The following is a 13,500-nucleotide window of genomic DNA, read 5'->3' as shown; positions in this document are numbered from 1 at the left end:
GGTTCGGGTGCTCCCTTCGACGAGCGGGTTCGAGTCTACTCGCGGCCCGGGGCCGTCCGGGACCGCAGCCCCGACAGGTCCGGCCACGCGAGGACCAGGGCGGCGATCACCGCGGGGGCGAAGGTCCACACGTACCCGGCCGCGTTGGCGAGGACGAGCGGCGAGCTCTCCCCGCCGACCGACACGAGCACCTGCGTCGCGACGAGGATCCCGATGCCGATCGCGGCGACCATCGTCCGTGAGCGGTAGACGAGCCGCACGCCCACGGTCAGGCCGAGCACGATGAGGGTGGTGATGACGAGTCCGACCGGGAACGCGCCGAGCGTCTGCTGGTGCGTGACCGTCCCGAGCCCGCCGGCGAGCAGCCCGAGCAGCAGCGAGACGACGACCGCCGCGGCCTTGCCCTGGCCGGACATCTCGGCGTAGGTCTGCGGGGCCGCCGGCTGCGGGGCCGCGTCGTGCCGGAACGCCTCGACCGCCGGGGCGTGCTGCCGGACGCCGTGCGGCATCACCCACGACAGGGCACTCGGGTCGGCGGGGTCCACGGGGTCGACAGCGACCTGGGAGCGGTACTGCTCGACGGCCGCCCGCACCTTCGCCCGGACCGGCATGACGTCGACCGTGACGTCGGCCTGACCGCTGGCGGGGTCGACGATCATCGAGAACGGGACCTCTTCGGCTCGGGCCGCGTACTGCGCCGCGTGGTGCATCCGCACGTGGTCGGGGTGCCCGTAGCCCCCGTCGTCGGCGTAGCTGATCACGGCGTCGGCACCGGTGGAGCGGATGGCGGCACGGACGTCGTCCACCACCTCGCCCAGGTCCGCTGCGGTGAGCGAGTCGGCCGGGGCGTCGTCCGCGGCGGTGGCCCGCCCGTCCGGGCCCCACTGCATGCCCGAGTCGACGTAGCGACGCTCCGGCAGGTCGGTCGGCCGGGCACCGCGCCCGCCGAGCCACAGGTGCTGCGGACCGCCGAGGGCGGCGAGGGCAGCGGCGATCTCGGTCTCCCGGTGCCGTGCCACCCGCGCGGGGTCGCCAGCCAGCGGGGCCAACTGCTCCGTGAGCATCTCACCGCGCTCGCCCCGGGTCGCGGTGAGCACGGTCACCTCGGCGCCGCGCTCGAGCAGGGTCGCGATGGTCCCGCCCGACGAGAGCGTCTCGTCGTCGGGATGGGCGTGCACGATCAGGACGCGCTCGGGGCGCGTGGCGGGGGCCTTCGACATCGTCCCCAAGGGTACGGGACTAGCGGGGCGTGACGATGTAGGTCGCCGTGACGCCGCCGCTCTCCTTGGTCTCCGAGAAGGTCAGGACGACGCGGTAGGCGTCGCTCCGGAACATGCCGAACGCGCTCGACGAGTCGGCACGCTTGGCCGACTCGGTGTACCCGGCGTCGGTGAGCTGCTGCACGGCGGCCTGGAAGTCGTCGACGGAGGCCGCCCGGACCTGCGCGACCCACCCCGAGCCGTTCGGTCCGGCTCCCCCACCGAGCACGGTGCCGTCGACGAGCGGGACGTCGGCCGACGGGAACCCGTCCGGCACCTTTCCGTCGGAGGTCACATCGGCACCCTTGAGCGCCGTGTCGAGCGCGCCGTCGATGCCGCCGGCGACCGAGGACATGCCGTCCTGGATCGCCTTGCCGTCGATGCCCGCGACCCCGTCGGCCACGTTCGACGCGACGGAGGACCCGAGGTCGGTGGCCTGCTGCACGGCCTGGGTCGAGCAGCCGGTGAGTCCGGCCAGGGCGATGCCGGCAGCGACGGCGGCGATCAGCGGGGTACGGAGGGAACGCATGGCGCGACCGTAACGGACGAGCCGGGAGGCCCGGCGCGAGTTGGCTGTGAACGTGCCGTCCCCGGGGCGGTCACGTGCGCGGCGGGGCCGCCCCGGGCCTCCTTCCCGAAGAACGTGTCAGGCGACGTAGGCGCGCGTCGCCGCGACCAGGGCATCGACACCGACCGGGATCGCGGTCTCGGCCTGCGGCGCGTAGAACGGCGAGTGGTTGCTCGGGATCTCCTCGCCGCGGCGGAAGCGGTCCGGGTCGGTGATGCCCGTGAACCAGTACACGAGCGGCGCTCCGGCGGCGGTGGCGAGCTGGCCGACGTCCTCCGACGCCATGGCGAGCCCGATCTCCAGGTCGCGGGCTCCCGGCACCTCGGCGCGGATGGCCTCGAGCACGGTGGCGGCGGCCTCGGCGTCGTTCACGGTGACCTCGGCGCCCGGTGCGCGCACGATCGTCGGCTCGGACAGGCCACCGGCCGTGCTCTCGGCCCGGACGATGCGCTCGATCGAGGCGATGATGCGCTGGCGGGTCTCCTCGTTGCGGGCCCGTGTCGAGATCTCGATGACGGCCTCGTCGGGGATGATGTTCGCCCGCGTGCCGGCGTGGAAGCTGCCGACGGTGACGACCCCCGCGTCGCTCGGCGAGACCTCGCGGGCGACGACGGTCTGCAGCCGCACGACGGCCGAGGCCGCGGTGACGACCGGGTCGAGCGAGGCCTGCGGTGCCGAACCGTGCGCCCCACGACCGTTGAAGGTCACCGTCAGCCGGTCGCTCGACGCCATCACGGGGCCGGTGCCCACCGCGACGATGCCGACCGGTGCGGGTGCGGAGTGCTGCCCGAGCACGACGTCCGGCTTCGGGAACCGCTCGACCAGGCCGTCCTCGACCATCGCGCGGGCGCCGGAGATGACCTCTTCAGCGGGCTGGAAGACGGCGACGACCGTGCCGCGCCAGTCCCCCGTGGTGGCGACCAGGCGCTCCAGTGTGCCGAGCAGCCACGTGACGTGGATGTCGTGGCCGCAGGCGTGCATGGTGGGGACCTCGCGGCCCTCGTCGTCGGTGCCGACGTGCTCGCTGGCGTAGGACAGGCCGGTGCGTTCCTGCACGGGCAGGCCGTCCATGTCGGCGCGGAGCCAGACCACGGGTCCCTCGCCGTTCGACACGACACCGACGACGCCGGTGCCGCCGACGCCCGTCGTCACCTCGATCCCACCGATCTCGGCGAGCTTCGCAGTGATGACACCGGCGGTGCGGTGCTCCTGGAAGCCGAGCTCCGGGTGGGCGTGCAGGTCCTGGTAGATCGAGAGCAGGTCGAGAGTCACGCTGACCACGGTACAACCGCGAACGGCCCGGCCACCTGTTGCAGGTGACCGGGCCGTCGGACGGAGGACGGGCCTCCGCGCGTGTTGCTCGTGCTGGTGCTTACGCGTCCTGGCGCTTGAGACGCGCGTAGGAGCGCTGGCGAGCCGACGCGTCCAGCTCGACCTTGCGGATGCGCACGGCGGCGGGGGTGACCTCGACGCACTCGTCCTCACGGGCGAACTCGAGGCACTCCTCCAACGAGAGCTGACGCGACGGCGTCATCGACTCGAACGTGTCGGCGTTGGCCGACCGCATGTTGGTGAGCTTCTTCTCCTTGGTGATGTTCACGTCCATGTCGTCGGCGCGGGAGTTCTCGCCGATGACCATGCCCTCGTAGACCTCTTCGGTCGGGTTGACGAAGAACGACATCCGCTCCTGGAGGTTCGTGATGGCGAACGGCGTCACCACACCGGAGCGGTCGGAGACGATCGAGCCGTTGATGCGGGTCTGGATCGCGCCGGCCCACTCGTCGTAGCCGTGGAAGATCGCGTTGGCGATGCCGGTACCGCGGGTCTCCGTGAGGAACGACGTGCGGAAGCCGATCAGGCCGCGCGACGGGACGATGAACTCCATGCGCACCCAGCCGGTGCCGTGGTTCGTCATGTTCTCCATGCGGCCCTTGCGAGCGGCCATGAGCTGCGTGATCGCGCCGAGGTACTCCTCCGGCGTGTCGATCGTCATGTGCTCGTACGGCTCCTGCAGCTTGCCGTTCTCGTCACGCTTCGTGACCACCTGCGGCTTGCCGACGGTGAGCTCGAAGCCCTCGCGACGCATCTGCTCGACCAGGATGGCGAGTGCGAGCTCGCCACGACCCTGGACCTCCCACGCGTCGGGGCGGCCGATGTCGAGGACCTTGAGCGAGACGTTGCCGACGAGCTCGCGGTCGAGGCGCTCCTTGACCATGCGGGCGGTCAGCTTGTGGCCCTTGACCTTGCCGACGAGCGGGCTGGTGTTCGTGCCGATCGTCATCGAGATCGCCGGGTCGTCGACCGTGATGGTCGGCAGCGGGCGGACGTCCTCGGGGTCGGTCAGGGTCTCGCCGATGGTGATCGTGTCGAAGCCGGCGACGGCGACGATGTCACCGGGGCCCGCCGACTCGGCCGGGTAGCGGTCGAGCGCCTTCGTGATGAGGAGCTCGGTGATGCGGGCGTTGACGACGGTGCCGTCGTGCTTGACCCACGCGACCGTCTGGCCCTTCTTCATGGTGCCGTGGAAGATGCGCAGGAGCGCCAGGCGACCGAGGAACGGGGAGGCGTCGAGGTTCGTGACGTGCGCCTGCAGCGGGTGCTCGTCGTCGTACTTCGGGGCCGGGACGTGCTGGAGGATCGCTTCGAACAGCGGCTCGAGGTCGTCGTTGTCGGGCAGCTCGCCGTCGTTCGGCTTGTTGCGCGACGCGGCGCCGTTGCGACCCGAGGCGTAGACCACCGGGACGTCGAGGATCGCGTCGAGGTCGAGGTCGTCGACCTCGTCCGACAGGTCGGAGGCGAGGCCGAGGAGCAGGTCCTGGGACTCGGAGACGACCTCGTCGATGCGGGAGTCGGGCCGGTCCGTCTTGTTGACGAGCAGGATCACCGGGAGCTTCGCGGCGAGCGCCTTGCGCAGCACGAAGCGGGTCTGGGGCAGGGGACCTTCGGAGGCGTCGACGAGCAGCACGACACCGTCGACCATGGAGAGGCCGCGCTCGACCTCACCACCGAAGTCGGCGTGACCGGGCGTGTCGATCACGTTGATGGTGATGGGGCCGTCCGCGCCGAACTCGGTCGCGTGCTTGCCGTTGTAGAGCACCGACGTGTTCTTCGCGAGGATCGTGATGCCCTTCTCGCGCTCGAGGTCGTTCGAGTCCATCATGCGGTCTTCGCCCTCGAAGTGGGCGTCGAACGAGTTGGTCTGCGTGAGCATCGCGTCGACGAGGGTGGTCTTGCCGTGGTCGACGTGTGCCACGATGGCGACGTTGCGCAGGTCGGACCGGGTGGCGAGCGCCATACAGGACATCCTTCAATTTCTGGGAGAGTGTCGGGCCAGTGTTTTCACAGCACCGCACCCGTGGGCAGAACGCCCGACACGCCAGTCTACCGGTAGTTCGCAAGCGACAGGAGTACAGCGCATGAGCCGTCGGCGAACGTGGGTCGAGATCACCATCGTCCTGCTGCTCTCGCTCGGTGCCAGCGCCCTCTACTCGATCCTGCAGATCATCGACGACCTGTCCCAGACGACCCCGCTCGGCGAGCAGTCGACGGCGCTGAACACCTCGTCGACGACGGTGCAGTACGTCGACCTCGCCCGGCAGCTCCTCGGCATCGCGGTGGACCTGGCCCCGGTGGCGCTCGTCTGCTACCTGCTGTGGAGCACGTCGCGACCGCACCTCGGCCGGCTCGGGATCGACCGGTTCCGGGCGAAGCCGGACCTGGGCGGCCCGGCGCTCATCGCCCTGTGCATCGGCATCCCGGGGCTCGCGCTGTACTTCGCGGGGCGGGCGCTCGGCATCACGGTCGCGGTCGACCCCGCCGCGCTGAACTCGTACTGGTGGACGGTCCCGGTCCTGCTCCTGTCCGCGATCCGCTCGGGCCTGCAGGAAGAGGTGATCGTGATCGGGTACCTCTACGCCCGACTCGGCGACCTCGGGTGGGGCCGCTGGCAGATGATCCTGTCGACCGCCCTGCTGCGCGGCAGCTACCACCTGTACCAGGGGTTCGGGGCGTTCATCGGCAACGCGGTGATGGGCATCGTGTTCGGCTGGATCTACACGAGGTGGGGCCGGCTCCTGCCGCTCGTCATCACGCACGCCCTGCTCGACGCGGTGGTCTTCGTCGGGTACCCCTGGGTGGCGCACGCGTTCCCGCAGTTGTTCTCGTAGGCCGCGGAGCGCATCCACAGCCCCCGCTCAGCGCGCCGAGGGGCAACCACCGCCGGGCCGCCCTACCGTGAGACGCATGAGCATCCCCGCGATCGGCGAGTCCGCCCCGTCGTTCACCCTGCCGGGGATGGTCGTGCGCGGCGGCGTCCGCTCCGACGACGAGTACGACCTGTCCGCCGAGATCGGCCGCACCGTGGTACTGGCGTTCTACCCGGGCGACGCGACGGCGGTCTGCACGGCCCAGCTCTGCAGCTACCAGGCCGAACTCGACGAGTTCACCGACCTCGGCGCGACCGTGTGGGGCATCAGCCCGCAGGCACTCGACTCGCACGAGGGGTTCGCCCGCGGGTCCTCGCTCGCGTTCCCGTTGCTCAGCGACACCGCGGGCTCGGTGATCCGCGCCTACGGGGTGCAGGCACCGGGTATCGGCCTGCGCCGATCGGTCTTCGTGATCGGCCCCGACGGCGTGGTCCGGTGGCGACACGTCGGCCTGGTCGGTCTGCGGTTCCCGAAGGCCGAGACCATCCGCGAACAGATCGAACTGCTCGTTTCGTAGTCCTCGGCGTGGGATTCCCCTGAATGCGTCGCGATGGGGTATTGACACCCCAACTGGGGGCGACGACCATTGACGGCACGAGGGTCCGTCCAGGATCTGCCTCCCCGGGGAATCGGGTCGTCCGGAGATACGCGCCGGTGTGTCACACCCGCTCCCCGGGCGTCTCCGGGGAGGCATCTCGTACCCTCGTCCGGTGCCCACCACCATCGTCGCCCCCGGCCTGCGCGCCCTCGCCGTCGTCCTCTGGGTCGTGGCCGTCGTGCTCGTCCCACTGGCCCTGCTCGGCGGCGGCGCCCCCTGGCTCGTGCCGATCCCGAGCATCGCCGTCGCGTTCGTCGCCTGGGCAGCGCTGTGGCGTCCCCGGATCGAGCTGACGCCGGAGCACCTGCGCATCGTGGACGTCCGGCGGACCAGCACCTACACCTGGTCCCGCATCAGCGAGGTGCGCACGAAGTACGGCATCGAGGTGGTCACCAGCGAGGGCGTCCGCCGCGTCTGGATCGCGACCCGCCCGACGGCGCGTCTCGCCGCGCACACCGGTGACCGGCCGGGAGGCCCGGACCGCCTGGACGTCGACGCTGCGGCCGCGCGGATGCTGGCCCACGTGCCCGCCCCGGCCGAGCAGGACGGCCCGCCCCCGTCGACCGTGACGGCTGCGCCGATCACGCACCGCACCCACGGCTGGACGATCCTGGCGATGGTCGTCCTCGGGGTCACGGCGTCGCTGGCGGCGGCACGGTTCTAGCGGTCACGACGCAGAACGACACCCCCGACGTCGTGCGACGTCGAGGGTGTCGTTCGTGAACGGTGTCGTTCGTGAACGGTGTCGTTCGTGAACGGTGTCGTTCGTGAACGCGGTGCCGACTACTTCGTGTAGCCGACGTCCTGCCACTTGACCGAGGACTGCTGGAACTGCGCCGGACCGTAGTTCACCAGGTCCTTGCGCACACCCCAGGCGTACGGCTCGGCGAACAGCGGGATGGTGCCGGCGACCGCGACGATCTTCTTGTCGATGGCCTGCGCGTCCTTGATGCGGGCATCCGGGTCGAGCTCGCCGTTCGCCTTGTCCCACGCGGCACCGAGCGAGTCGTCCGTCACGCCGGTGTAGTTCTGGCCGGCGTCGGCGGGGTAGTAGATCGACTTCAGCGACGAGATCGGGAACGGGGTGCCCTGCCACGCGAAGTACGTGGCGTCGAAGTCACGGGTCGTCGTGGTGATGTACTTCGTGAAGAAGTCGTCGGTGGGCACGGTGTCGATGGTCACCTTGAAGCCGGCGAGCTTGGTCTGCTGCTGCACGAGCTGCGCGACGTTCGCCGAGTTCGGGTTGTCCGACGGGATCACGAAGCGGACGTCGAGTTCCTTGCCGCCCTTGGTCGCGTAGCCGTCCGAGCCGATCTTCCAGCCGGCGTCCTCGAGCTTCGACTTCGCCTTGTCGGTGCTGTAGCCGTAGACGCTCGACGCGTCGTCCTCGTAGCCCTGCTGTCCGGGCAGGTAGACAAGGTTGTTGAGCACGTCGCCCGGGCTCTTCACCGGCGACAGGATCGCCTGGGCCACGACCTTGCGGTTGATGGCCTGTGCGAACGCCTGGCGCACGTCCTGGTCCTTGAAGACGTCCGAGGTGCCGTTCAGCGTGATCTGACGCTGCGTGGTGCCGAGCGAGCGCTCGATCTTCGAGTCGGACCGCGAGTTCGCCGTCTTGAGGTTGTCGGCGCTGCCGTTCAGGTTGAACGCGTCGAGCTCCTTGTTGCCGTACGCCTGGGCGACGCCGTCACGCGAGACCGTCTTGAAGACGATCGTGTCGAGCTTGCCCTCGTCACCCCACCACTTCGAGTTCTTCTCGAAGGTCACGACGCCACCGTTGGTGTCGAAGGACTTCAGGATGTACGGACCACCGGAGACGTAGGTCTTGCCGTCGGCGGCGTACGGCGCCTTGGCCCAGGCCTTGTTGAAGTGGTCCGGGGTGTCGACGGCCCAGTACGGGTAGATGGCGGTCAAGACGCTCGCCCAGTCGGCGTTGGTCTTCGAGAACGTCATGATGACGTCACGCTCGTCGGAGCCCTGCTTGACCGAGTCCACGTCCTCCCACACGTTGGTGGACAGCGGCGCGAAGGCCTTGTCGGAGCCGTTCAGCGCCTTCCAGTTCGCGATGACGTCCTTCGCGCTGATCGGGGTGCCGTCCGACCACACGGCCTTCGGGTTGATCTTGATCTCGACGGTCTGGGGCGAGTCCTTGGTCAGCTCGACGGACGTCGCGTAGTCCTTGTTCGCCTCCCACTCGCCGTTCTCCTTGAACTGGATGAAGCTCGGCAGGTAGGTCTGCGAGATCGTCGTGTCGTCGACGGTCCCCGAGTCCAGGTTGAGCAGCTGCCAGTTCGCCGGAGCGGTGTCGATCGGCAGGGTGATCGACCCGCCGTCCTTGACGTCGGCGCGGTCCGCGACGGTCCAGCCGGTCGACTTCAGCGACGACTCGGCGACCGCGGAGTTGTCGCCGCCCGCTTCTCCGCCGCCGGAGCAGCCTGCCAGCACGACGGCAGCTGCCGCAGCGGTGGCCAGGACGGCGATGCCCTTGATCCTCTTTCGCATGGCGAGGATTCCCTTTCGTTGTGGTTCGCGCAGATCGCGCTGGACCGCGGCGGCCCCCGCCGTCGCGCCTGTTGGTTGAGAACCCTAGCCACATCCGAAGGCGACACAAGGGTCTGTGCGATGAATCGAAACACGCTCGTAACGAATGTTGCATAGCGTCACTTCCGTTGTCCCACCCAGTCGCTCGAACGGCTAGCCTGTCGCCACCGACAACGCCGTCCGGTCGGACGGCCGCACCCAGAGGTCACGAACCACATGCTCGCCTTCATCGCAAAGCGGATCGTCAACTACATCGTCCTGACGATCGTGGCGACCACGCTCGGGTACATCCTCGCCAGCACGACGCTCAACCCGGCAGCCCGGTTCCTGGGGCGCAACCCGGCCGTGCCGCCGGGCACCATCCAGGCGTCGCTCCGCAAGCTCGGCGCCGATCCGGACACCCCGCTCCTCGTCCGCACCTGGGACTGGTGGGTCGGGCTGGTGACGCACGGCTCGCTGGGCATGAGCACCCGCGGCACCGAGGTGACGGCCGACATCATCGCCCGCTCCGGGACGAGCCTGCGGCTGCTCGTGATCGGCACACTGCTCGGCGCGATCCTCGGGGTGCTCCTCGGCGTCTGGAACGCGGTCCGGCAGTACCGCACCTCCGACCAGGTGTCGACGTACCTGTCGTTCGCGGTGCTCGCCACCCCGACCTTCGTCATCGCGGTCGTGCTGATGATCCTCGCGACCACGCTCAACCAGGGCGTCGGGACGCAGGTGATCCGGTTCACCGGCGAGTACACGCCGGGCGTGACCGGGTTCTTCCCGGTGCTCGGCGACCGGCTCGTGCACCTGTTGTTACCGACGATCTCGCTGACCATCGGCGCCGTCGCCACCTACTCGCGCTACCAGCGCTCGGCGATGCTCGACGTGCTGTCGAACGACTTCATCCGGACCGCACGGTCGAAGGGTCGCACCCGCGGCTCGGCGATCATGCGCCACGGTGTGCGGGTCGCCCTCATCCCGATGTCGACCTTCTTCGCGTACTCGTTCGGACTCATCCTGACCGGCGCGAGCATCACCGAGCTGGTCTTCAGCTGGCACGGCATGGGCGAGTACTTCGTCCAGAGCATCAGCAACAACGACATCAACGCGGCGTCGGGCACGATCCTCTTCACGGCGATCCTCGTGCTCATCGCAGGGACCCTCGCGGACCTGCTGTACGCCGCGCTCGACCCGCGAGTGAGGGTGTGACCCGTGTCTGTTCTCGACCCCACGACCACGACCACCGCCGGTGACCCCGGCGACGGCAACGCCGGGACGCCGGCGCACGTCATCGAGGTGAAGGGCGGCCGCACCCCGCTCTGGCGCAAGGTGTTCGGCACCTGGCGCGCACGCATCGGTGGCAGCGCCCTGCTCCTCATCATCCTCTGGGCGTTCCTCGGCCCGTACCTGTACCACTGGAACGCCGTCGACTCCGACGGGCTGGCGTTCGGCATGCCGCCGAGCGCTGCGCACTGGTTCGGCACGAACGACATCGGCCAGGACATCTACGCGCAGACCCTGGTCGGCCTGCAGAAGTCGCTGCTCATCGGCCTGATCGCCGGACCGGCAGCGACCCTGATCGCCGGCATCGTCGGCGCGATCGCCGGGTACTTCGGCGGCCTCACCGACCGGCTGCTCGTGTGGGTCATCGACCTGCTGCTCGTGATCCCGTCGTTCTACGCGCTCGTGCTGCTCAGCCCGGTGTTCAAGAACCTGACGTGGGTGGCCCTCATCGTCGGGCTCGCGGTGTTCAGCTGGATGGTGATGGCCAGGGTGATCCGCGGGCAGACGATGTCCCTGCGCGAGCGCGACTACGTCAAGGCCGCCCGGTTCATGGGCGTCCCGGCGTTCACGATCATCCGGCGGCACATCCTGCCGAACGTCGCGTCGCTGCTCATCATCGACGCCACGCTCGGCGTCGGAGCCGCGATCCTGGCGGAGAGCTCGCTGAGCTTCTTCGGCTTCGGCATCCAGATCCCCGACGTCTCGCTCGGCACCCTGCTCGCCGCCGGCAGCCAGTCCGCCGTCACCCGCCCGTGGCTGTTCGTCCTGCCCGCCGCGACGCTCGTCGCGACCGTGCTCTCGACCAGCCTGCTCGGCGACGCCCTGCGCGACGCCATCGACCCCACCTCCGGAGCCAACCGTGACTGAGCCGCTGCTCACCGTGTCCGACCTGTCGGTCACGTTCAACCCGAAGACCAAGCCCGTCTACGCGGTCCGGGGTGTCGACTACTCGGTGGCCCCCGGTGAGTTCCTCGGCATCGTGGGCGAGTCGGGTTCCGGCAAGTCGGTGTCCTCGATGGCCGTGATGGGGCTGCTGCCGTCGTCCGCCCAGGTGCAGGGCAGCATCCGGTTCGACGGGCAGGAGCTCGTCGGTAGGAACGATCGCGAGATGTCGGCGCTGCGCGGCCGGGACATCGCGATGGTGTTCCAGGACCCGCTGTCCGCATTGACGCCGGTGTACACGATCGGCCAGCAGATCATCGAGGGCCTGCGCCTGCACGACCGCTCCCTCACCCAGCACGCCGCACGCACCCGCGCCGAGGAACTCCTGCGCATCGTCGGCATCCCGAACCCGGCGCGACGACTCGACGCGTTCCCGCACGAGTTCTCCGGCGGCATGCGCCAGCGCGCGATGATCGCCATCGCCATCGCGAACGACCCGAAGCTGATCATCGCGGACGAGCCCACCACGGCGCTCGACGTGACGATCCAGGCGCAGATCCTCGACGTGCTGCAGACCGCCAAGGACATGACCGGTGCGGCCGTCGTGCTCATCACGCACGACCTCGGCGTCGTCGCCGGCAACGCCGACCGCGTCGCCGTGATGTACGCCGGCCGGATCGTCGAGACGGCGCCGGTGCTCCCCCTGTTCCGCGAGCCGGTGATGCCGTACACGATCGGGCTGCTCCGCTCGATGCCGAACATGACGTCCGCCCGCACCGAGCGGCTCGTCCCGCTCGACGGCCGCCCGCCCCTGCTCACGCAGAAGCCGACCGGCTGCCCGTTCGCCGACCGCTGCCCCGCCGTCATCGACGCGTGCCGCGACGGCGAACCCGCCCTCGTCGCACCGACGGTGCCGCAGAGCGCCGACAACCCGGTCCTGACCGGTGCCGTCCAGACGATCGGCAACGGCACCCTGCTCGACGACCACACCGCCGCGTGCATCCGTCGCGACGAGATCGCCGCGGGCACCCTCGAGCGCTCGGAGATCTTCCCCCGCCCCGAGGACGTCCCCGAGGCAGCGGTCGACCACGGCGACGAGGTCGTGCTCGAGCTGCAGGACGTCGTCAAGACGTTCCCGCTCACCAAGGGCGCGCTCTTCCGCCGGCAGATCGGCGAGGTGCACGCGGTGGACGGCATCTCCCTGACGCTCAAGCGCGGCCAGGTGCTCGGTCTGGTCGGCGAGTCCGGCTGCGGCAAGACGACCACCATCATGGAGATCCTCGAGCTCGCCGGGGCCCAGCACGGCACCATCCGGGTGAACGGCGTCGACACCGCCTCGCTGTCCAAGAAGGACCGTCTGGCACTGCGCCGCGACATCCAGGTCGTGTTCCAGGACCCGATGGCGTCGATCGACCCGCGCCTCGACATCGGCTCGGTGATCGGTGAACCCCTCACCGTGCACGGCGTCGCGAAGGACGAGATCCGCCGGCGGGTGCGCGAGGTCCTCGAGCTGGTCGGGCTCGAGCCGAGCTACATCGACCGGTACCCGCACGAGTTCTCCGGCGGCCAGCGGCAGCGCATCGGCATCGCCCGAGCACTCATCGTGGAGCCGAAGATCCTGGTGCTCGACGAGCCGGTCTCCGCGCTCGACGTCTCGGTGCAGGCCGGTGTGATCAACCTGCTCGAGGACCTCAAGCACCGCCTCGGGCTGTCCTACCTGTTCGTGGCGCACGACCTGTCCGTCGTCCGGCACATCGCCGACGACGTCGCGGTCATGTACCTCGGCCGCATCGTCGAGTACGGCGACGGCGACGCGGTCTTCACGGACCCGCAGCACCCGTACACCCGGGCCCTGCTGTCGGCCGTGCCGGTGCCGGACCCCATGGCCGAGGCCGCCCGCGGGCGCATCCTGCTCGACGGCGACCTGCCTTCCCCCACGGAGCGCATCGACGGCTGCCGGTTCCGCACGCGCTGCCCGCTCTACCAGCTCCTCGACGAGGGCCGGCAGGAGCAGTGCCGCACGATCGACCCGGGTCTCGAGCACGTGCACGGCCGCGGTGTCGCCTGCATCCAGACCGACCAGGAGCACCTGCTCACCGAGCGGGTGGGCGCGGTCGTCTGACGACGCCGGTCACGCCGTGGACGTGACCAGCAGACGGACGGGAGGCCCGGCAC

General features: G+C 69.8%; 11 protein-coding genes. 6 read left to right on the top strand and 5 right to left on the bottom strand.

The features are described 5' to 3' along the window. Positions 1 to 35: 35 nt before the first annotated feature. From DEJ04_RS03975 to typA, 4 genes are all read right to left on the bottom strand, one after another. Positions 36 to 1,220 carry a PIG-L family deacetylase gene (locus tag DEJ04_RS03975; RefSeq protein WP_111046312.1) on the bottom strand — a complete coding sequence of 395 codons (1,185 nt, stop codon included), beginning with the start codon at positions 1,218 to 1,220 and terminating at the stop codon, positions 36 to 38. Positions 1,221 to 1,239: 19 nt separating this feature from the next. Then, entirely contained in the window at positions 1,240 to 1,788 is a 549-nt protein-coding gene (locus DEJ04_RS03970) for a hypothetical protein (protein WP_111046311.1), read from the bottom strand. 117 nt (positions 1,789 to 1,905) lie between these two features. After that, complete coding sequence (locus DEJ04_RS03965) at positions 1,906 to 3,099, bottom strand: amidohydrolase (RefSeq protein ID WP_220035546.1); 1,194 nt, start codon at positions 3,097 to 3,099, stop codon at positions 1,906 to 1,908. Between the two features lie 100 nt (positions 3,100 to 3,199). Then, a complete protein-coding gene (gene typA, locus DEJ04_RS03960) occupies positions 3,200 to 5,122 on the bottom strand; it encodes a translational GTPase TypA (RefSeq protein WP_027464562.1) in 1,923 nt (640 codons plus the stop codon). A gap of 121 nt (positions 5,123 to 5,243) precedes the next feature. Here typA and DEJ04_RS03955 point away from each other — a divergent pair, with 121 nt between their 5' ends. The 3 genes from DEJ04_RS03955 (at position 5,244) to DEJ04_RS03945 (ending at position 7,294) form a co-directional block, all read left to right on the top strand. Next, positions 5,244 to 5,993 (top strand): CPBP family intramembrane glutamic endopeptidase, encoded by a 750-nt coding sequence (locus DEJ04_RS03955; RefSeq protein ID WP_071404166.1) that lies wholly within the window; start codon positions 5,244 to 5,246, stop codon positions 5,991 to 5,993. A 76-nt stretch (positions 5,994 to 6,069) separates the two neighbouring features. After that, a complete protein-coding gene (locus tag DEJ04_RS03950; protein WP_071404167.1) occupies positions 6,070 to 6,549 on the top strand; it encodes a peroxiredoxin in 480 nt (159 codons plus the stop codon). A gap of 193 nt (positions 6,550 to 6,742) precedes the next feature. Further along, a complete protein-coding gene (locus DEJ04_RS03945) occupies positions 6,743 to 7,294 on the top strand; it encodes a PH domain-containing protein (protein ID WP_111046309.1) in 552 nt (183 codons plus the stop codon). A gap of 119 nt (positions 7,295 to 7,413) precedes the next feature. Here the strand turns inward: DEJ04_RS03945 and DEJ04_RS03940 are convergent, their stop codons facing one another. After that, entirely contained in the window at positions 7,414 to 9,132 is a 1,719-nt protein-coding gene (locus tag DEJ04_RS03940) for an ABC transporter family substrate-binding protein (RefSeq protein WP_110864438.1), read from the bottom strand. A 255-nt stretch (positions 9,133 to 9,387) separates the two neighbouring features. On the opposite strand from DEJ04_RS03940, the gene DEJ04_RS03935 reads away from it, so the two are divergent. The 3 genes from DEJ04_RS03935 to DEJ04_RS03925 are packed head-to-tail and all read left to right on the top strand — an operon-like array spanning position 9,388 to position 13,447. Then, the gene (locus tag DEJ04_RS03935; protein ID WP_110864437.1) at positions 9,388 to 10,368 is read left to right on the top strand and encodes an ABC transporter permease; all 981 of its coding nucleotides are present in this window, start codon (positions 9,388 to 9,390) and stop codon (positions 10,366 to 10,368) included. Between the two features lie 3 nt (positions 10,369 to 10,371). Continuing rightward, positions 10,372 to 11,310, top strand: a complete 939-nt coding sequence (locus DEJ04_RS03930) for an ABC transporter permease (RefSeq protein WP_071404170.1) — start codon at positions 10,372 to 10,374, stop codon at positions 11,308 to 11,310. Beyond that, positions 11,303 to 13,447, top strand: coding sequence for an ABC transporter ATP-binding protein (locus tag DEJ04_RS03925; RefSeq protein ID WP_111046308.1), 2,145 nt, complete (start codon positions 11,303 to 11,305; stop codon positions 13,445 to 13,447). The genes DEJ04_RS03930 and DEJ04_RS03925 overlap by 8 nt, the downstream gene beginning before the upstream one ends. Positions 13,448 to 13,500: the final 53 nt, after the last annotated feature.

Origin of the sequence: Curtobacterium sp. MCLR17_044 (genome assembly GCF_003234435.1) — a bacterium.
GTDB lineage: Bacteria > Actinomycetota > Actinomycetes > Actinomycetales > Microbacteriaceae > Curtobacterium > Curtobacterium flaccumfaciens.
The sequence above is the reverse complement of the archived record's forward strand: the minus strand, read 5'-3'. Positions and strand labels throughout refer to the sequence as shown.